Origin of the sequence: Bradyrhizobium centrolobii, from assembly GCF_001641635.1 — a bacterium.
Classification (GTDB): Bacteria; Pseudomonadota; Alphaproteobacteria; order Rhizobiales; family Xanthobacteraceae; genus Bradyrhizobium; species Bradyrhizobium centrolobii.
Genome location: NZ_LUUB01000080.1, coordinates 21889 through 41845 on the forward strand (window position 1 = coordinate 21889; position 19957 = coordinate 41845).

21 protein-coding genes are annotated in these 19957 nt (G+C 65.5%); 7 read left to right on the forward strand and 14 right to left on the reverse strand.

The genetic code is table 11. The features are described 5' to 3' along the window. Positions 1-46: 46 nt before the first annotated feature. The 9 genes from AYJ54_RS28880 to AYJ54_RS28920 form a co-directional block, all read right to left on the reverse strand. Positions 47-673 (reverse strand): single stranded DNA-binding domain-containing protein, encoded by a 627-nt coding sequence (locus tag AYJ54_RS28880; protein ID WP_063704337.1) that lies wholly within the window; start codon positions 671-673, stop codon positions 47-49. Between the two features lie 76 nt (positions 674-749). Further along, positions 750-1376, reverse strand: coding sequence for a hypothetical protein (locus tag AYJ54_RS28885; RefSeq protein WP_063704339.1), 627 nt, complete (start codon positions 1374-1376; stop codon positions 750-752). A gap of 54 nt (positions 1377-1430) precedes the next feature. Next, on the reverse strand, positions 1431-2264 hold the full coding sequence (locus AYJ54_RS28890; protein WP_063704341.1) for a shikimate dehydrogenase: 834 nt from the start codon (positions 2262-2264) through the stop codon (positions 1431-1433). Positions 2265-2346: 82 nt separating this feature from the next. Continuing rightward, positions 2347-2991 (reverse strand): YoaK family protein, encoded by a 645-nt coding sequence (locus tag AYJ54_RS28895; RefSeq protein WP_063704343.1) that lies wholly within the window; start codon positions 2989-2991, stop codon positions 2347-2349. 70 nt (positions 2992-3061) lie between these two features. Continuing rightward, positions 3062-4813 carry a SulP family inorganic anion transporter gene (locus AYJ54_RS28900; protein WP_063704344.1) on the reverse strand — a complete coding sequence of 584 codons (1752 nt, stop codon included), beginning with the start codon at positions 4811-4813 and terminating at the stop codon, positions 3062-3064. A gap of 91 nt (positions 4814-4904) precedes the next feature. Continuing rightward, positions 4905-5177: a helix-turn-helix domain-containing protein gene (locus AYJ54_RS28905; RefSeq protein WP_063704346.1), complete on the reverse strand. Its 273-nt coding sequence runs from the start codon at positions 5175-5177 to the stop codon at positions 4905-4907. A 431-nt stretch (positions 5178-5608) separates the two neighbouring features. Next, positions 5609-7657 carry an elongation factor G gene (locus AYJ54_RS28910; protein WP_063704347.1) on the reverse strand — a complete coding sequence of 683 codons (2049 nt, stop codon included), beginning with the start codon at positions 7655-7657 and terminating at the stop codon, positions 5609-5611. Positions 7658-7888: 231 nt separating this feature from the next. Beyond that, positions 7889-8371 carry a DUF992 domain-containing protein gene (locus tag AYJ54_RS28915; protein ID WP_063704349.1) on the reverse strand — a complete coding sequence of 161 codons (483 nt, stop codon included), beginning with the start codon at positions 8369-8371 and terminating at the stop codon, positions 7889-7891. 163 nt (positions 8372-8534) lie between these two features. Then, positions 8535-9737 carry a pyridoxal phosphate-dependent aminotransferase gene (locus AYJ54_RS28920; protein WP_063704850.1) on the reverse strand — a complete coding sequence of 401 codons (1203 nt, stop codon included), beginning with the start codon at positions 9735-9737 and terminating at the stop codon, positions 8535-8537. A gap of 678 nt (positions 9738-10415) precedes the next feature. Here AYJ54_RS28920 and AYJ54_RS28930 point away from each other — a divergent pair. From AYJ54_RS28930 to AYJ54_RS28950, 6 genes are all read left to right on the forward strand, one after another. Beyond that, on the forward strand, positions 10416-11036 hold a 621-nt coding region (locus tag AYJ54_RS28930; protein WP_136624034.1), incomplete at its 3' end, for a glutathione S-transferase family protein. Between the two features lie 185 nt (positions 11037-11221). Next, complete coding sequence (locus tag AYJ54_RS51480) at positions 11222-11398, forward strand: hypothetical protein (RefSeq protein ID WP_201724276.1); 177 nt, start codon at positions 11222-11224, stop codon at positions 11396-11398. 76 nt (positions 11399-11474) lie between these two features. After that, positions 11475-11621: a hypothetical protein gene (locus tag AYJ54_RS51485; protein WP_201724277.1), complete on the forward strand. Its 147-nt coding sequence runs from the start codon at positions 11475-11477 to the stop codon at positions 11619-11621. Between the two features lie 149 nt (positions 11622-11770). Continuing rightward, on the forward strand, positions 11771-12583 hold the full coding sequence (locus AYJ54_RS28940; protein ID WP_063704356.1) for a PAS-domain containing protein: 813 nt from the start codon (positions 11771-11773) through the stop codon (positions 12581-12583). Positions 12584-12678: 95 nt separating this feature from the next. Further along, a complete protein-coding gene (locus AYJ54_RS28945; RefSeq protein WP_063704358.1) occupies positions 12679-13134 on the forward strand; it encodes a GNAT family N-acetyltransferase in 456 nt (151 codons plus the stop codon). Positions 13135-13403: 269 nt separating this feature from the next. Continuing rightward, positions 13404-14345: an aldo/keto reductase gene (locus AYJ54_RS28950; protein WP_063704360.1), complete on the forward strand. Its 942-nt coding sequence runs from the start codon at positions 13404-13406 to the stop codon at positions 14343-14345. Positions 14346-14361: 16 nt separating this feature from the next. Here AYJ54_RS28950 and hmuQ read toward each other — a convergent pair whose 3' ends face one another. The 3 genes from hmuQ to AYJ54_RS28965 all read right to left on the reverse strand — a co-directional run bounded on the left by hmuQ (position 14362) and on the right by AYJ54_RS28965 (position 17603). Further along, positions 14362-14685, reverse strand: coding sequence for a heme-degrading protein HmuQ (gene hmuQ / locus AYJ54_RS28955; protein ID WP_063704362.1), 324 nt, complete (start codon positions 14683-14685; stop codon positions 14362-14364). A 138-nt stretch (positions 14686-14823) separates the two neighbouring features. Continuing rightward, positions 14824-16041 (reverse strand): DUF1501 domain-containing protein, encoded by a 1218-nt coding sequence (locus AYJ54_RS28960; protein ID WP_063704852.1) that lies wholly within the window; start codon positions 16039-16041, stop codon positions 14824-14826. Next, entirely contained in the window at positions 16041-17603 is a 1563-nt protein-coding gene (locus tag AYJ54_RS28965) for a DUF1800 domain-containing protein (protein ID WP_063704364.1), read from the reverse strand. The genes AYJ54_RS28960 and AYJ54_RS28965 overlap by 1 nt, the downstream gene beginning before the upstream one ends. A gap of 114 nt (positions 17604-17717) precedes the next feature. On the opposite strand from AYJ54_RS28965, the gene AYJ54_RS52855 reads away from it, so the two are divergent. After that, positions 17718-17927: a cysteine-rich CWC family protein gene (locus tag AYJ54_RS52855; RefSeq protein WP_063704854.1), complete on the forward strand. Its 210-nt coding sequence runs from the start codon at positions 17718-17720 to the stop codon at positions 17925-17927. Positions 17928-18156: 229 nt separating this feature from the next. Here AYJ54_RS52855 and AYJ54_RS28975 read toward each other — a convergent pair whose 3' ends face one another. Beyond that, positions 18157-18855 carry a glutathione S-transferase family protein gene (locus tag AYJ54_RS28975; RefSeq protein WP_063704366.1) on the reverse strand — a complete coding sequence of 233 codons (699 nt, stop codon included), beginning with the start codon at positions 18853-18855 and terminating at the stop codon, positions 18157-18159. Positions 18856-19101: 246 nt separating this feature from the next. Beyond that, positions 19102-19809 (reverse strand): glutathione binding-like protein, encoded by a 708-nt coding sequence (locus AYJ54_RS28980; protein ID WP_063704367.1) that lies wholly within the window; start codon positions 19807-19809, stop codon positions 19102-19104. Positions 19810-19957: the final 148 nt, after the last annotated feature.

Below are 19957 nucleotides of genomic sequence, written 5' to 3' on the forward strand. Positions count from 1 at the left end.
GACAGCGGAAATTGTGGCGGCAGTTACGCACTACACTTACCCACCCTCACATCGGCGGCGTGATCCCGTCGCGGCCGACATTGATGCGGTTGGCCTCCAGCGAGCCATCCTCCTTCTTCGCCGCGCCGAAGATGATGAGCTTGGCGCCCGGCTTGATCTCGGACCTGTCGCTGGCAACGAAGGTGACGATCGGCGTGTCCGGCGGCACCACGACTTTCTTCTCGCCGTCCTTGTACTTCACCAGGATGTTCTGGCCATCCGTGCCTTTCACCGTCTGCGCCACGGTCGCATTGGTCATGGTCGAGTTGGCGCGCGCATCCCAGGGGCGGAAGCCTTCGGCTGCACCGCGCTGGTTTTCGGGGAAGATGTGAACCGCGATCGCCCGCTGCGTGCCGTCAGGCTCGGGCATGCCGGTCACGCCGATATAGGAGCCTTCCTTGATCTCCGACAGCGAGGTCTTGACGACGGCGAAGACGGCGACGTTGTCGGTCATGCGCACTTTCGCGTCGGCCCCTTCGCGCGTCTTGATGCCGAGCGTGTTGCCGTCGACGCTCTCGATGGTGCCGCGAATGCGGACCGTCGGTGCCTGCTGCGCCGAGGCGGACGAAACGAAGATGCTGGCCGCAAACGCGGCCACGGCAAGGCGTGGCATCAAGTTGATCAGCTTCGGCATGGTCTTGTCCCTCCAGGGTGTTGCGGCGGTCAATCACGGCAAACCCCGCGAGACCGCCGCTATTCCGCGACGCCGATCACATCGGCGGCGTCAGCCCATCACGACCGACGCTGACACGGCTGGCTTCGAGCGAGCCGTCCGGCAGCGGTTTGACGAAGGCGATGATCTTGGCGCCGGCCTTGAGGTCAGACTTCCCGCCGGGCACGTAAGTGACCACCGGCGTGTCGACCGAGACGAAAACCTTCTTCTCGCCGTCCTTGTATTTGACCAGCAGCGTATGACCATCGTTGCCGACCACGCTCTCGGCGACCGTCGCATTGGTCATGCTGGAGTTCGGCTTGAGGTCCCAGGGGCGCGAGCCCTCGCCGGTGCCTCGCATGTTCTCCGGAAACACGTGGACCTCGACCGCGTTCTGGCCACCGTCCGGACCCGGCACCGTGGTGGTGCCGACGAAGGAGCCGACCTTGATGTCGGAGAGCGAAATCTTCGTGATCCCGGACACCATCAGATCGGAAGGAACGTGCAGCTTGACGTCCTCGCCGCTGCGCGACTTCACGGACAGCGTATCGCCGTCGAGGCTTTCGATCGTGCCGCGCACGCGCGTGGGCACGGGCGCTTTCTGCGCGAATGCGTAAAAGGTCGAGAAGGCCACCATCGCGACGGCGAGAAGCGGGCGTGCGAAAGTTACACGTTGAATAGTCATTGACGATCTCCGATTGCCCCAGAGACACAACTCCGGAGGTCGTGCGCTATTCTCTCAAGATTTCGTGAGATCAGTCTCGACCAGCGCGCGCAGTTCCGCAGTGACCTGCGGCCTTTGGCCGAACCACAGCTCGAAGCCGCGCACCGCCTGGTGCAACAGCATGCCAAGCCCATCGGCAGTCTTCAGCCCGCGCGCTTGCGCGGCCGCGAGCAGCGGCGTGACCAGTGGAACATAGACGAGGTCGGCGACGACAGCCGCTTGCGGCAAATGTGTCACATCAACATCCAGTGACGGTTGTCCGTGCATGCCGAGCGAGGTCGTGTTCACCAGCAGTCCTGCACGCGGCAGGACGTCATTGATCGCGTTCCATGGAATCGGATGCACGTTCGGCCCGAACTGCTTCGTGAGCGCCTCGGCCCGGGCAATGGTGCGATTGGCGAGATGGACACGACTGACACCGCGTTCGAGCAGGCCGAATACGACCGCGCGCGAGGAACCGCCTGCACCCAGCACCAGCGCCTCCTCGGCCGTATCCCAGCCGGGCGCGCTGGCGTCGAGATTGTTGATGAAACCTTCGACATCGGTGTTGGTCGAACGCAGTTCGCCGTCGGCGAACCACAGCGTGTTGGCAGCGCCGACGGCCTTGGCGCGCGCGTCGGGCGTGGACAGTGCCAGCACACTCTCCTTGTGCGGGATGGTGACGTTGGCACCGACGAAGCCGTGCAGCGACAGCCGCAGCACGAAATCGCGCAGATCATCAGGCGGGACAGCCTCGATGACATAGCCGCCGGCAATGCCGAGCGTGCGCAACCAGTAGTGATGGATCAGCGGCGAGCGCGAATGCGCCGCCGGCCATCCGATCAGGCAGGCCGCGGGCGCCTTGGTCACGATCGTCCTCTCAAGCCGCAGGCCTGCATGGTCCCTCCCCGGATCGTCTCGCGGCGATCCATTTCGCGTCCGGTCGGCCCTGTCAAGCACGCGGGCGCCGCAGGACCGCGGCGATGACGGCCCCGATCGTGAGCGCTGCCGCCGCAGCGAACCAGATCGCGGCAAGGTTGATCCAGAAATAGGCCAGAGCGCCCGCCGTCGAGCCCGCAACCAGGGCCGCCCACAGCAACAGGTTCGGCGCCCAGCGCCAGCGTGGTCCGCCGGTGAGGCCGACGGCCAGCAATTGACCGACCTTGACCAGAGCGCCGGTGACATAAGTGAGGCCGAGGCCCGCACCGCCATCGATCTGGAACACGGTGTTCTCCAGCCCCATCGCGAGCACGATCCCAGCAATCGCGAGGACGGGCAGGCCGAACATATGGGACAGCGCGGCGCCCGCAAGCAGTATGGCCTCGGTGAGAAGCAGCCAGGGCTGCCGCTCGACACCGCCGCCGAGCACCACGAGGCTGCCGGCAGCCGCACCAGCGACGAACAGCGCGATCAGCCCGAAGGCCTCGGCGGCCTGCCACCATTGGGCTTCCGCAAGACTGACGCCCAATCGCGTGGAATTGCCGCTCATGAACGAGACGAACAGGCCGCCGAGATGCAGGAAGCCGATGCCATCGACATAACCTGCGAGCGCGCTGAGCGCGGAGGCCAGCGCAATATCGCGACGCGAATCCAACATCCCCGATGCCCCATTGCCGTGACGTCGGGGCAGTGTCGATCAAATCCGCCGGCTTGAGAAGGATGCGCCGCTAGCCGGCATCATCGGCCACGGACACGCTCGCAGCCGGGGCGCCCTTGATGTCGGCAACCGCGCGCTCGATCGTCGCGCGGTAACGCGCGCGCGGAGGAGACACGCCATGGGTAAGCAACGCGCGGCGGACCGCGGGCGAGGCTCCGGTGACGAACAGCCTGATGCCTTGGCGGTGAGCCTTGGCAGCGACGCGCCCCAAGACGTTCGCCGCGGTGGAGTCCAGGAACGGGACCGCGGCAAAATCGACGACGAAAGCCTTGCGCCCGTCAGTAACGCCGTCGAGCACGCTGCCGATTGCGGAGGCGGCGCCGAAGAAGAACGCCCCCGTGATGCGATAAACCAGCACGTCACGATCAACCGCCAGCGCGGGATCATAAGGTACGCGCTCGCCATTTCCGTCGTCGGGGCGGTCGGCGACGACCAGCGGCGAGCGCTCCTCGATCCCGGTCATTTCCGCCATGCGGTGGATGAACAGCACCGCACCGAGCGCGAAGCCGACCAGGATGCCTTCGGTGAGGTCGCGGAAGACCGTGAGCAGGAAGGTCGCGAGCAGCACGACGGCGTCGCCCCACGAGGAGCGCAGCAGCGTCGCGAACTCCTGCTTCTCCGCCATGGTCCAGGCCACCACCACGAGCACGGCGGCGAGCGCGGCCAGCGGGATGTAGCTTGCGAGCGGCGCTGCGACCAGCATGAACAGCAAGAGGAAGACGGAATGCAGCATGCCCGCGAGCGGGCCCATTGCGCCGGCGCGGATATTGGTGGCGGTGCGCGCGATCAGGCCGGTGACGCAGATGCCGCCGAACAGCGCCGAGCCGATATTGGCGACGCCCTGCGCGACCAGCTCGCAATTGGAGCGGTGGCGACGTCCGGTCATGCCGTCGGCGACCACGGCCGAAAGCAGCGACTCGATTGCGGCGAGCAGCGCGAAGGCGATCGCATCCGGCAGCACCGCCTTCGCCTTCTCCAGCGAAAACACCGGCAGCGCTGGCGACGGCAGTTCACGCGGAATCCCGCCGAAACGTGTGCCGATGGTTTCGACCGGCAGCGACAGCGCAGAGGTCACGACCGCCGCAAGCACGACCGCGATCAGGATGCCCGGCCAGGACGGCCGCCAGCGTCGCAGCGCGGCGATGACGAGAATGCTGAGGGCTGCAATCGCGACGGCGGACGGATTGACGGTGTGCAGGCCCCCGGCCAGCGCGACGAGTTTTGGAATGAACTCGCTGGGCTCCTTTGCCGACAGCGTGATCCCGCCGAGATCGCGAAGCTGGCTTGCGAAGATGATGACGGCGATTCCGGCCGTGAAGCCGACCGTCACCGGATAGGGAATGAACTTGATGTAGGTGCCGATCCGCAGGAAGCCCGCGGCGATCAGGAACAGCCCCGCCATCATGGTGGCGAGGATCACGCCGTCGACGCCGTGCCGCTCCGCGGTCACCGCGACCAGCACGATGAATGCGCCGGCCGGTCCGCCGATCTGGAAGCGGCTGCCGCCGAGAAGCGACACGATGAAGCCGCCGACAACGGCAGTGTAGAGGCCGCGGTCCGGCGTCACGCCGGAGGCGATCGCGATCGCCATCGACAGCGGCAGCGCCACGATCGCAACCGTGAGGCCCGCGAACAGATCGGCGCGGAAATCCGCTAGGCCATAGCCCTCGCGCCAGACCGTGACGAGCTTCGGCAGGTAGAGTTCGGTGAAGGTCGGCTGACGAAACTGATGCAGCGCTGCGCGCTCGCTGGTGATGCTCATGCCCCACAATGCTCCGGTGCATCGTGCGGCCGCGTTGTCTCGGCGCAACGGTGCGCTAGTTCAATTGCCCCCGAGCACGATCATTGCCGGATCATGCTCCAACCCGGCGTGGCGGTCCCGGCTCCCTGAGGCGAACGCCACGCCCACCGCTGTCGCTGCGTGCATGCTCACCGATCAGTTCGACGCCGGCCCGCTCGAACGCCTCGACCACCTTGATCAAGGTCTCGACCACGCCACGAACGTTGCCGGTGCTGGCTTCCATCCGCTGGATGGTCGGCAGCGAAACGCCGGCGAGTTCCGCCAAGGTCCTCTGGTCAATGCCGAGCAACGCGCGGGCTGCCCGCATCTGGAATGACGTGATCACCTTGGCCTCACGTATTGGAGCTTATAATTGATGCTTTATATATTTACAATGATGTAAAATACATCATCCATGACCAAACGCAAGCGCCGCTCCACCTCTCCCCGCTCTTCCGCGGGAGAGCCATAGACCGCCTTCGGCGGTCGTCCTGAAGAACGCCGAAGTGAAACTTCGGCTATGTCGCGTCAGCGATCCGGGTGAGGGGCAGAGCATTCCGTTGCCACGACGGAATGTCTATCCGACTCGTGAGACAACTGCATCGAGCGCATTCCACCTCGAACTCCCGGAAGCGGCCCTCCCCCCTCCCTCTCCCCGTAAGGACGGGAGAGGGAGTGAAAGAGTGGTGCGTCCCTTACCGCGAGAGTCGAACTGGAGGGCAATACGAATGCGGCTCCATAGCGCCTGCTGGCGCATGAGGCCGACTGCGGCAGGTCTCACGCCGCGTCGCGATGCGCGGCGATGATCTGGTCGGCGGCACGCCCGGTCACCTCGGCCATGTGGTCGAACTGACGGGTGAAGCTGCCGGCGCCGGCGGTGGCCGAACGCAGTTCCACGATCAGCTCACCGATCTCGGCTTCCGGCATCATGGCGCGGACGCAGTCCCAGCCACTCCAGCCATCGCGGGTGTCGAAACCGAGGATCTGCCCGCGCCGCGCCGACAGGATCGCGTTGATCTTGGCGGTTGCGTCCGTCGGGCAGACGATCTCGACCATGTGGATCGGCTCCAGCAGTACCGGCTGGCATTGCGGCAGGCCTTCGCTGAGCCCGATCCGCGCCGCCGTGCGGAAGGCGAGGTCGGAGGAGTCGACGCTGTGAAAGGAGCCGTCGGTGAGCGTCACCTGCACGTCGGTGACGGGGAAGCCGAGCGGGCCGCGCGTCAGCCCGTCGACGACGCCTTCTTCCACCGCCGGGATGTAGTTGCGCGGCACGGCGCCGCCGACCACCTTCTCGGCGAATTTGAAGCCGTCGCCGCGCTGCAACGGCCTGATATCGAGCACGACGTCGCCGAACTGCCCGTGGCCGCCGGACTGCTTCTTGTGGCGGCCGCGCTGGGTGATCGGCTTGCGGATGGTCTCCTGATAGCCGATCGCGGGCGGGTGCGACTTCACGTTGACGCCGAAGCGGTCACGCAGCCGCTCGACCTCGACGCGCAGATGCATCTCGCCCTGCCCCCACAGCACGGTGTCGTGGGTCTGGGCGTTCTGCACGATGACGAGCGAGGGATCCTCCTCGTGCAGCCGGGCCAGCGCCTGGCCGAGCTTGACGTCGTCCTTGCGATCGCTCGCCGCAATCGACATCCCGAGCACCGGCGGCGTCGGCTCTGCGACGACCAGCGCCGTCGGCTGGGTCTTTCCGCTCGAGACCATGTCGCCGGTCTTGATCGGATCGAGCTTACCGAGCGCCACCGTGTCGCCGGCTTCCGCCGACGGGCGCTTGGAGTCGTAGGCGCCGTTGACGGCGAGAATGCCGGCGATGCGGCCCGCCCCTCCGGAGGAGGACTGCAGCGTCGCACCGTCATCGAGATGGCCGGCGATAAGCCGTGTCAGCGACAGCTTGCCGCCGTGCTGGGAGTGCAGGGTCTTGAAGACGTAGCCGAGCGCATCCTTGGCTTCCGACGCACCGAGACGCTTCGCAGTCTCGGCGATGCCGGGCGCCTCATGGCGCAGCGCCTTCATCAGGCGCAGCACACCATTCTCGCGCGCGGCGGCACCTAGCAGCACGGGACAAATGAGCCCTTCGCGCAATTCGCGGGCGAGATCGTCGAACACGGCATCGCGCGGCGGCTGGATATCCTCGAGCAACTGCTCCATCAGCGCATCGTCGTGATCGGCGAGCTTCTCCAGCATCGAGAAGCGGGCCTCCTTCTCGCGATCGAGATCGCCGCCTTCGAGCGCGACTACCTCGGACGCCTTGTGCTCGCGATAGACGAACGCGCGCTCCAGCGCGAGATCGACGAAGCCTTCGATCAGTTCGCCATTCCAGATCGGAATCTGACGCAGCACCAGCGGCACGCGGGAGGCGGGTTGGAGCGTTGCGAGCGTCTCGCGGATGCGCTTGTTGGCGCGGTCGATCTTGTTGAGGAAGAGGAAACGCGGGATCTTCAGCTCCTCCAGCTCGCGCAGGATGATCTGAAGCTGCGGCAGCTTCTTCTCGTCGGCCTCGCAGACCACGACCGCGGCATCGACCGCGGGCAGCGCGGCGCGCATGTCGTGGGCGAATTCGACGGAACCGGGACAATCGAGGAAGGTGTAGCTGTCACCCATGAAACTCGTGGTGGCGGCGGTCAGGCCAACGGTCATCTTGTGATGACGGGCCTCGGGACTGGCGTCGCCGACGGAGGTTCCGGCGTCGACGCTGCCGGCGCGCGGGATTGCGCCCGTTCGCGCCAGGATTGCTTCAAGAAGAGTGGTTTTACCGCTTTGGAAAGGGCCCACCAGCGCGATGCACCGTGGACCTCGGGGACTTCTGACGTCTTGTCCCATTCGCCGCCTCCTTCATGTGGAGCTCGGCCCGTGATTGGGTCGGCAATCGGCGATGCTCTGCCCGTCCTCAAGGTTTGGCAAGCATCAAACTTCGCTGCGCTGCGTCGTCAGTTGGATCAAGCCTTGGCGCCTGATGAGATCAGGTACGGCCTGTTGCCCCAGAGGTGTTCCACCTCTCCCCGGCGGGAAGAGGTGGACGGAGCTGGCGCTGACTCTACACTTGGCCGCGCATCAACGGCCCGGGCGGAGCTCCAGGCTCTCGAGGCCGGCCGCGACGTTGAGGCCGACCTGACCCTGCACGCCGAGGGGCTGGAGCGCGATCGAATTGTTGGAGCCGCCGACCAGCACATTGCCCCCTAAGCCGACGCCGATCGACGCGCTGCCCTGCGCGCCCGCATAGTTGCCCGAGAGATCGCCGGGACCGAGCCGGTCGACCGGCGCGAACACGCCCCAGGCGAGCGCCGTCTCCTGGGTGATGCCGATATCGAGGCCCACCTTTTGGATGGTCGCAACGTAACGGTCATCGGGCACGCCGTCGGCGCGCAGGACGCAGCCGAGATTGGTCACCGACCCCACCACGAAGCCGATGCTGGCGCCGCCGCGGCATTCGAGCACGCCGACCCGCACCATCCGCTGCTGCTGCGCGCTGGCGCCCACGACGGAGGCAGCGAGGCTCGCGACAGTGAGCCCGGCGAGGAGGAATGAGCGGCGCATGAAATGTCTCCGGCTATGATGTGATGCGAGCATGAACGGCGCGATACCCGCCGCGCGCGACGTTCTATGCCACAATAGTTCCACTGGTGCCAGATCGCGCGCGTCCCAAAGAAAAAGGGCCCGCAGCGAGCGGGCCCTTTCATCTCGCATCGTTACTGCGAGCTTATCGCAGATTGCCGCAGAAGCGCTGGATCCGCTTGCAGGCATCTTCGAGATCCGAGGTCTTGGTCGCATAGGAGATGCGGAAGGCCGGGCCGAGGCCGAAGGCCGAGCCTTGCACCACGGCGACGCCCTCGGTCTCCAGCAACTCGGTGACGAACTGCTCGTCGTTGGAGATGATGTTGCCGGACGGCGCGGTCTTGCCGATCGTGCCGGCGCAGGACGGGTAGACGTAGAACGCACCTTCCGGCCGCGGGCACTCGATGCCGTTCGCCTGGTTGAGCATGGAGACGACGAGGTCGCGGCGCTCCTTGAACACCTTGTTGTTGGCGGGGATGAAGTCCTGTGGACCGTTCAGCGCCTCCACCGACGCCCACTGCGCGATCGAGCACGGGTTCGAGGTCGACTGCGACTGGATGGTCGCCATCGCCTTGATGAGCTGCGCCGGACCGCCGGCATAGCCGATGCGCCAGCCGGTCATGCAGTACGCCTTCGAGACGCCGTTCACGGTCAGCGTGCGGTCGTAAAGCTTCGGCTCGACCTGCGCGACGGTGGTGAACTGGAAGTCGTCGTAGACGAGGTGCTCGTACATGTCGTCGGTCATCACCCAGACCTGCGGATGCTTGACCAGCACGTCGGTGAGCGCCTTCAGTTCGGACTTGGTATAGGCCGCGCCGGTCGGGTTCGACGGCGAACACAGGATGACCCATTTGGTCTTCGGCGTGATCGCGCGCTCGAGCGCCTCGGCCTGGAGCTTGAAGCCGGTCGCGGCGGTGCACACCACCGGCACCGGCTCACCGCCGGCGAGCGCCACCATCTCGGGATAGCTGACCCAGTAGGGCGCGGGGATGATCACCTCATCGCCCGGATTGATGGTCGCCATCAGCGCGTTGTAGAGTACCTGCTTGCCGCCGGTGCCGACGATCACCTGGTTCGGCTTGTAGCTGATGCCGTTCTCGCGCTGGAATTTCGCGACGATCGCTTCCTTTAGCTCGGGGATGCCGTCGACCGCGGTGTACTTGGTCTTGCCGGCTTCGATGGCGCGGATCGCCGCCAGCTTGATGTTGGCGGGCGTGTCGAAGTCGGGCTCGCCGGCGCCAAGGCCGATGACATTGCGGCCCGCCGCTTTCAGCGCGCGTGCTTTATCCGTGACCGCGATGGTCGCGGACGGCTTCACACGGTCGAGCGCAGCGGCAAGGAAGGACATCATCATCTCCTGGCGAGCGTCGTGAGCCATAGGGCCTCACGACTCTGATTGTGGGAATGCGCCACCCTAAAACGTGCGCCGCTGCACCGCAAGAAACTTCGGCCCGATCTCGAAAAAGTTTACGAATCCGGGCGTTACGAGCCTCGGTTCGACGCAATATTCCGCAACTTTGCTGCGGGAATCCCTCATATCCGGCAAGGCCTGTCCTCGGAGCAATTCCACGCCTCCCGACGGCCACGACACTGACGCCGACCTGACGTCGAACAGCAGGGTGATCGCGTATGCCAGCTTGCAGGAGGTCCCGGGCATCCACGTTCGTTGAGCCACGGGGGCGCGTGGATGTCGGGAGACACGCGAGCGGAAGCGACGCTGTCCTTCAGACAGCTATGCCCGGCAATGACGATGCGGAAGCTTCAGCGCACCAAACGCTCGCGTCGTATGCGATTACCCTGCCTCGTGCACGATCGCGTGGAATAATGCCTGCGCATGTTGACGCAAGCGTGATCCGATTTGCCTCGTCGCGCGGAAATGATTTTCCGTGGCGTTGCAGTGCGGTAGGGTTTTCGAGTTTTTCTATTGGCCGGGCCTTGCGGCGGATTCGCAACGGCATCATTGTTTAGCCGCGTTGCGGGGGAACAAGCTCCGCAACTTATTATCCCTCGGAATCGAATCCTCAGAATGTACAAGCTCTATTCGATGCAACGCTCCGGCAACAGCTACAAGGTCCGCCTTGCGCTGGCGCTGTTGAACGTGCCCTACGAAGCGATCGAGGTGGACATTCTGCGCGGCGAGAGCCGCACGCCGGAGTTTCTGGCGAAGAATCCGTCCGGACAGGTGCCGCTGCTCGAGGTCGGCGACAACCGCTACCTCGCTGAGTCCAACGCCATTCTCTGGTATGTCGCCGTCGGCACGCCGCTCGCGCCGGAGAACCGCATCGATCGCGCCGAGGCGCTGCAATGGATGTTCTTCGAGCAGCACGCGCTCGAGCCCAACCTCGGCGCGGCCTATTTCTGGCTGTCGCTGGTCAAGGGCGGTCGCGACCTGCAGACGCACGCGTTGGAAGACTGGATGGAGCGCGGCTATGGCGCACTCCAGGTGATGGAAAATCACCTCAAGACCAACGCCTATTTCGCCGCGCGCCAGCTCACCGTCGCCGACATCGCGCTCTACGGCTACACCCACGTCGCCGAGCGCTGCGACTTCGACCTCTCGACCTTCCCGGCGGTCCGGGACTGGCTGAAGCGGGTCGAGGAGACGCCCGGCTTCGTAACGATGGACTGGCGGCCAGCCGATATCGACNCCCCGCCAGCATCGCGGCGGGCGCCTGACGGCCAAAGCCGTCTCAACGAATAGCGGGCATAACGTTAACCATTGCCGCAATCCCGCCATCTTCGGCGCGGCAGCCGCCGCAATATTGCCGGTTGAAACCGTGAAATTGTTCGGCGTCGCGGGTGATTCGCTCGCACGCTGAAGGATTTAGACCCATGATTCGGGCGTCCGGCACGGCCGGCTTTCAGGGCCGCCCCGTCATCGCCGCCTCTTCCCGGTTGACCGGCGCGGTGGCGGCCTCGCTCGCGATCGCGGCATTGTCGCTCTGCCTGATCGTCACCCTCACGGCGCTGTCGACCAAGGCGACCATGGCGATGGGTCTTCCGGTCTGATTCCCGTCTCATCCTGGACCAGCCTTCAAGGCGCCCTGTGAGCACCCGCGCCGATCGGCATCGCGACAGGACATCGATGAAGTCACCGGTGATACTCGTTGCCATTACCCTGACCGCGGCCATCCTGGTCGCGGCGTCGCTCCTGATTTTTGCCGGCACGCGCAAGTCCACCGGGACCTCGACGCTGAACGCGCCCGCGCACCTCATTCGCAATCACGCGTGATGCACGGCGCACTTGGCTTAAATCATCCGAAAGCTTTGCGCTCCCTCGCAAGCCGGCCTTAAGCGCTACACACGAAATCGCATCGCATTTTCTCGACGATCGGTCAGTCTGACGACCTCACCCCGTTCGGGGAGGAGCGAGACAGAGCCATGCGGTTCGGATGGCGTGCGATCTCCGGTCCGGCAGTGACGGCAGCGATTGCGCTGCTGACGATCCTGCTCGATCGATCCTTTCCAGTCCCCTCGCCCGCGCCACTGTTCGTCTGCATCGTGGCCGTTGCCGGCTCGCTGTCGGGCTTCGCCTCCGCCATGACCAGCGCGGCCATTGCAGTGATCGGCGCGGCGCTGCTCTTTCTTAGTCACCGCGCCGTTCCCGGCTACACCGTGATCGACCTGGTCCGGCTCGGCCTGCTGGCGATGACAGCCGCCGGCACCGCCGCCATCACCGGGCTGATGCGCGAGCGCCTCACCGACACAGTCGCCGCCGAGCGCCGCAACCACGCCACCGCAGCCCGCCTGTCGGCGGCGCTCGACCAGATCGATATCGGCATCGTGCTGCTCGACGCCGAGACGCGCGCCGAGTTCATCAACGGCGCCTTCCGCGACTATTTTGCGCTGCCCGATGCGAAGGCGGACGGCAAGCCGCCCTTCATCGCGCTGATGTATCATGGCCGCGACACCGGCGCGTTCGAACTGCCGGAGGACGAACTGAGCGCCTTCATCGCACAGCGAATGGAGATGGTGCGGATCGGCGATGCCACGCCGATCAACATCAATCTCGCCAATGGCGAGGTGCTGCGCTTCGTCTGTACCGCACTGCCCGATGGCGGACGCATGCTGAGCTACACGCCGGTGACCGACCTCGTGCGCCACACTGATACGCCGGAGCGTGCAGACTACTACCGCTCGCTGCGCGATCCCTCAAGCCGCAAGCTGACCCGGTACTTGCACGTCGCCGAGTAGCGCGAGCGCGATTGATCGGCGCGCCCATCATCACGTATGAAGGGATGTCACCGAGGCTTCGCACCTCTCCTCCTTTGAGATCGCGGGATTTCGACATGTCGCTCACCATTCGCTCCGTCACGCGGCAGGATTACGATCAATGGCTGCCGCTGTGGGACGGCTACAACACCTTCTATGGCCGCTCCGGCCCGACCGCGCTCGCGCCCGAGATCACGCGCGTGACGTGGCAGCGCTTCTTCGACGCCTACGAGCCGGTGCATGCGCTGGTGGCCGAGAGCGATGGCCGGCTGCTCGGGCTGACGCACTATCTGTTCCACCGCAGCACGACCGCGATCGAGCCGTCCTGCTATTTGCAGGACCTGTTCACGCTTGAAGCCGCGCGCGGCAAGGGCGTCGCGTCGGCGCTGATTTACGGTGTCTATGAGCGGGCAAAGCTCGCAGGTTCGCCGCGCGTCTATTGGCAGACGCATGAGACCAACCTCACGGCGCAGAGCCTCTACGACAAGGTCGCCGAGCGCTCCGGTTTCATCGTCTACCGCAAACTGTTCTGATCCCCGGCGGCCCCGAAGCCCCTGTGGATAACTTTGCCTGTCACCTGCACGTAACAGTAGAGGACTAGGTTTGGCCTGCGTCTGATCAGGCCCCCCGTCACCGATCAAGCGCCCCAAAGCGGTCCCCGTCAGTCGCCGCGTCTGACAGGGGCCGCGTTTTTTTGCCTGCAATTCTCTTGTCGGCATGGCAGCACCGCATTCGTCGCCTTGCCGGTGCGGCGCACGGCGGGTCACAATGCCGCCGCCGCTTCCCTCTGACAGGATCTCCGATGGAAATTCGTAATCTCGGCGCCTCCGGCCTGCGCGTGTCTGCGGTCGGGCTTGGCTGCAACAATTTCGGCCAGCGCACGGATCTGGAGACCTCGCGCAAGGTGATCCACCGCGCGCTCGATCTCGGCATCACGCTGTTCGACACCGCCGACATCTATGCCGGCATGGGCGGCTCGGAGACGGTGCTCGGCATCGTGCTCGGCGATCGCCGCAAGGATATCGTGCTCGCCACCAAATATTCCAAGCCAATGGCGGCCGACGGCACCAAGCAGGGCGCCTCGCGCCGCTACATCATGAGCGCGGTCGAGGCGAGCCTGACGCGGCTCAAGACCGATTACATCGATCTCTACCAGCAGCATGATTACGACCCCTTGACGCCGATGGAAGAGACGCTGCGCGCGCTCGACGATCTCATCCGTCAGGGCAAGGTTCGCTACATCGGCAATTCCAACTTCCCGGCCTGGCGCATCGCGGAAGCCGAGTTCACCGCGCGCGCGATGAATGTCAGCCGTTTCGTCTCGTGCCAGGACGAGTACAGCCTCGTGGTCCGCGACATCGAGAAGGACCTGTTGCCGGCTGCGCAGGAATACAGACTGGGCCTGTTGCCGTTCTTCCCGCTCGCAAGCGGCCTGCTCACCGGTAAATATCAGCGCGGCGCCGCAGCGCCCGCCGACACGCGCTTTGCCAAGGCGCCGGCGCTGCGCGACCGCTACGTCACGCCGCGCAACGAGGACATGGTCGAAAAGCTCCAGGCCTTTGCCAAGGCGCGCGGCCACACCATGCTCGAGCTCGCCTTCTCCTGGCTCGCGGCGCGCCCGCAGGTGTCGAGTGTGATCGCAGGCGCCACCCGCGTCGAGCAGGTCGAGGAGAACGTCAAGGCGATCGCCTGGCAGCTCAGCGCCGAGGATCTTGCCGAGATCGACGAGATCACCAAGGGCTGATGTTCGCGACGCGGCGCTACTTCGCGCCGCGTCCCACCGTCTGCATCACTTCAAAGCCTTCGAACTGCGGATGGCCAAGATAAAGCGGCTTGTTGTCGCCGGCCCGCTGATGCGCCGCCCGAAACGCCTCGGATTTGGTCCAGGCCTCGAACGCCGCGTGGTTCGCCCACACCGTGTGCGAGGCGTAGAGCGTGTGGTCCTCGAGCTCCGGTCCCCTCAGCAGATGAAACTCGATGAAGCCCGGCACCTTGTCGAGGTGGGTGTCGCGCGTGAGCCAAACCTGCTCGAACGCAGCCTCCGAGCCCTTGGCGACACGGAAGCGATTCATGGCGATGTACATGCGGATAGTCTCCTGATGTTCGGCCAATTATTTCGTCATTCCGGGATGCGCCGCAAGGCGCAGACCCGGAATCCATCGCTCCGCGGAGGAATGGATTCCGGGTTCGCGCTGACGCGCGCCCCGGAATGACAGTGTTGGCTAGGCAACCAGCCCCTTCATCGGCCGCGCTGCCGCGCTGTCGGGAAACACCGTCTCCGCCAGCACGCGGTCGGACAGGCCGAACTGGCCTTGCAGCACACCCTTGATCACCGAACGTAAATCGGTGGTGGGCTTGAGGTCGCGGCCTTCGTAGAGATTGGCGAGCTTGAGGCCGGGCCAATCGGAGATGACGCGGCCGCCTTTTACGGCGCCGCCGGCGAGCAGTGCGATGGTGCCGGTGCCGTGATCGGTGCCGTCGGTGCCATTGATGCGCGCGGTGCGGCCGAACTCGGTGGCGACCACGACGACGGTGTCGCGCCAGCGATCACCGAGGCCGCTTTCGAACTCGGCAAGCGCACCGTCGAGTCCGCCGAGCAGGAAAGCGAGACGACCGACCGGACCGCCTTCATTGGCGTGCGTGTCCCAGCCGTCGAAGGCAAGTGCCGCGATGCGCGGGCCATCGTCGGCGCCCATCAGCTTGGCGGCGCCACGCGCCACCTGCCGCATCTGCATGGCCGCATTGCCCGGTTTCGGCTTCATGTCGTCTCCGCTCGCCGCCTTTTCGAGCTGGAGGCCCTGCGACAGGGCTGAGGCCAGCGCGGGGTCGCGGTGGCGATAGAGATCGACGAGCCGCATCGCGGTGTCGTCGTCGGCCTGCGGCAGCGCGACCGGCGCCCAGCCGACCGTCGGCGCGGCGCCACGCAGCACCAGCGGCGTGGTCGGACCGACCGCAAGGCCGCTCGACACCCGCTCGCCACGCGGCAGCGCTTCCAGCGCGCGGTTGAGCCAGCCGGACTGCACGCGGCCCGGGCCGGCATAGCCGCTTTCGAGCACGTCCTGGCCGTCGAAATGCGACCGATCGCGATAGGGCGTTGCGACGGCGTGGATCACCGCGGCGTGCATGTCGCGATACATGCGGGCGAATTCCGGCATCGCCGGATGCAGCGCGAAGAATGTGTCGAGCATGATCGCGGGATGCGCACCATCCGCCGTGAGCGCGATCGAGCCGTGCAGGCCGGCGTAATCAGGATCGCCGATCGGCGCGACGGTCGAGAGCCCATCGAGCGCGCCGCGCAGGATCACCACGATCAGCCGCGGATCGCGCCCGTCCGCCGCGCGCGCGAATTTCGGCAGGTAAGCCCAGGCCGCGAAGGACGCGCCGCCGAGCAAGAGGCCGCGGCGCGACGTGATGAGCCGGTTCTCGACGCAATCCATCATCATCTCCTCTGCATTTCCGGAGACATCAGCAGCAGCGCCAGCGCCTGCTGGCGCGATTCCGCGCGCTCGACGGTCCGCCGCGTTTCGATGGAGGCCGCATCGGCCGCGGCGAACTCCAGGAGATCGAGCGGATCGATATTGTTGCCGAGCCGCGCGCCCATCTGCGCCGCGATGTCGAGCCTGAGCTTCATGCCTTCCGGCGCGGCCCAAGCGGCGCTGGTGTCGGGGAAGCCGTTGGGTCCGGCCGGCGACCACAGCGGCTGGCCGAGCAGATTCAGATTGTTGAGATAGGCGCTGGGATCCTCCGGCACGCGCGCGAGCAGACGTCCGCTCGCGACCAGGAAATCGTAAGGCGAGCGCATCTTGGTCAGCGGTGCCTTCCAGGCCTCGTCGGAATCGACCAGCGCGGTCGCAAGCGCCCTGAGATCGCCGTCGGTCCTGACGAAGACGTCGCGCAACCGCGCGACCAGGACTGCCGGCGGATCGTCCGCGACGAAGTGGCGGACGAATTTGGTGGCGATGAAGTTGGCGGTCGAAGGATGGCGCGCGATGTCGGCGAGCGCGGCCTCCCCCTGCGCGAGGCCGGTCGGCGCATAGGTCTTGCCGAGCAGCACCTGCGGCCCGGGCTGGTGCGCATTGGTGTTGAACACGAAGGAGCCGGGCACCCCAAGTTGCCCCTGCCGGCCGGCAAAGGTCCAGCCGGTGATGATGCGCGCGAGCGAGGTGACATCTTCCTGAGTGTAGCCGCCGCCGACGCCGAGCGTATGCAGCTCCATGATCTCGCGCGCGAGGTTCTCGTTCAGCCCGCGCTTGCGATTCTGGCCCGCGCGCGAATCCGGTCCGAGCGATTGCTGGTTGTCGAGGAAGAACAGCATCGCCGGATGCTGCTCGACCGCCTTCAGCATGTCGGCAAAGCGCCCGAGCACATGCGGGCGGACCGCCTCGCGCTCGAACGCGCCGGCCCACATCCGTGCCAGCTCGCCCTTATTGGCAGAGATGCAGAAATGGTTGGACCAGAACACCACGAGCCGCTCGGTGAAGCCGCACTCGACCAGCGTCGCGCGCTGCAATCGCGCCAGCGCCTCGGCGCGAAAGGTTTTCTGGATGACGTTGAGCGGCTGCGGCGCGGGCTTTGCAGCAGGCGGCGTGGCCGCGTTCGGTTGCATGGTGTCGGGCTTCGCCATGTTGTCCGCCGGCTTCGCGTCGGCCATCTGGCCGGCGATATCGGTCATCACGGCGTTCAGCGACAGATTGCGACGCAGCTTGGTGTCCGGCTTCTGATCGGCCGGCGCCTGCGGCGGCGCCTCAGTGGGTGCCGCCGCCTTCGCGGCCTCGCGCGCCTGCTTGACCTGGTCCTGATACGCAAACACCGCCTGCCCAAGCTGCGGCGTCGATTGCAGGCCCGGCGCTTCCAGCAGCACGCCGTTGGGCCGGCCGAGTTCCGCCTTCACGAAGCCGCGCGGATCGGAGGCCGCATTGATGAGATCGCCGGAGGCACCGCCCCGCGCACCGAAGCCGAACCGGTTGAGTGCAACGAGGGCGGCTTGCGAATCGCGGGCCATCGATTTGTCCTCCGCGCATTGCCAGGCGCTTTGCGGGCGGCTGCGCCGCGCCTAATATACCGCGGCGGGAGATGAACCCGACATGAAAATGACGGCAAAGCTTCGGCGCGAATGATGACAAATCCGAAAGAATTTCCGTTGCAGGCTCCGCCTGCGCGCCGCCTCGCCTGTGCCCGCTGCGGCACCGAGTTCGGCTGCGACCTGTCGGGCACCTGCTGGTGCGTGGAGGAGACGGCCCGACTGCCGATGCCGGTCGAGGGCGAGGATTGTTTGTGCAGGGAGTGTTTGCGGAAGGCGGCGGAGGCTGCGAGCGCAGCGAAATAAGCCGCACTACCGCCCGCGAGACGCGAGCACGCCGCCACATCCTCCAGTGTCGTCCTGGCGAACGCCAGGATCCATTACCCCAGGCAGATGTTTGGCGAAGACTCGTCGTTCGGTACGACGACCAACCGCAACCCGAGGGATCACGCGGTATGGGTCCTGGCGTTCGCCAGGACGACGTTGTGGTGAGACCGTGCACGCGCGCAACGACATCGTTGCGGCCCTCCGCCAGCTACACTGGATACCCCGGCGACTTCCGCGCCATGCCGTCGAAGGCGTCCAGCAGTTGTTCGCGCCAGGCGTACACGGGATCATCGGTCTCGAGCAGCTTGAACGGGCTGGTGACGCGGGCCCATTGGAAGCCGCCGAACACGATGTAGTCGGCATAGTTCGGCGCGTCGCCGCCGATATAGGGCTGCTTCTTCAAGGTCTGCCGCATGACCTCCAGCGATTTCCGGAATGCCACCACGCCGGTGTCGCGGCTTGCCATGATCTCTTCCAGCGCCTTGCCGCCGAAGCGTGCCTCGCGCGACTTGCGGAAATAGGCGGCATCGGCCTCAGCGAGGTTTTTGGGGATGTCGGCGATGATCAGCGGAAAGATGCCGCCGACGATGGCGATGTCGCCCCATGCATTGAGCATGCGCGCCATGGCGCGGCCGCCCTCGCCGCCGAACAGCGACGGGCGGTCCGGAAAGTTGTCTTCGAGATAGTTCGCGATCGTCCAGGACTCGACCACCGGCTTGTCATGATGCAGCAGCACCGGGACCTTTTCCGAACCGTGCGGCGCGATCGCGCTCTTCTCGGTGAAACGCCAGGGCAGCGATTCCGCCGACAGCCCCTTGTGCGCGAGCGCGAGGCGCGTGCGCCAGCAGTACGGGCTGAAGGGGCGAGCGGCATCGGTGCCGACGAGTTCGAACAGCTTGAGTGACATGGAAGGCCTCTTCCCGGAGCTCCGTCATTGCGAGCGAAGCGAAGCAATCCAGACTATCGCCGCGGAAGCATTCTGGATTGCTTCGCTGGCGCTCGCAATGACGATGTGCGAGAGGTACTCGCAGCAACTTCCGCTGTCATGCCCCGCGAAAGCGGGGCATCCAGTACGCTGCTGCGGCCTCTCCGCACCCCACCGCCGTCTCTGGAATACTGGATCATCCGCTTTCGCGGATGATGACGGCTGCCCCTATCGCACCACCGACGCGGTCTGGCCGAACAGGATCTTGCGCTCCTCCTCGGTGCGGATCGCAGGCTTGCCGAAATTCGGGTTGACGTCCTTGGCGAGCGCATAGGCCCGCTCGGTGGCAGGGCGCGCGCGGATGGTTTCGAGCCACCGCTTCAGATGCGGGAAGTCATCGAGGTTCTGGCCCTGGTTCTGATAGCCCACCACCCAGGGATAGGACGCCATGTCGGCGATCGAGTAGTCGCCGGCGACGAATTCGCGGTCGGCGAGGCGCTTGTTGAGCACGCCATAGAGACGGTTGGTCTCGTTGACGTAGCGGTCGATCGCATACGGAATCTTGTCCTGCGCGTAGTTGCGGAAGTGGTGGTTCTGGCCCGCCATCGGCCCGAGGCCGCCCATCTGCCAGAACGTCCACTGGATCACGTCGTAACGCGCGTAAATGTCGGTCGGCAGGAATTTTCCGGTCTTCTCGGCGAGGTACAGCAGGATGGCGCCGGATTCGAAGATCGACAGCGGCTTCGTCCCGCCTTTCGGCGCGTGATCGACGATCGCGGGGATGCGGTTGTTGGGCGCGACCGCCAGGAACTCCGGCTTGAACTGCTCACCCTTGCCGATGTTGACCGGGATGATCTTGTATTTCAGCCCGGTCTCTTCGAGGAACATCGTGATCTTGTGGCCGTTCGGCGTGGTCCAGTAGTGCAGATCGATCATGGCTGGGGCTCCCGGCTTCTGATTGGCGCCGCTCGAGGGCGCGGGCGATAAACATGCAGTTGCATGAAATTCGCACCGTCGCGCCGGCCTGTCAATCACCCCGGGCGATCACACTCGCGCGAAACTGATTTCGCGGAGATTGCCGTGC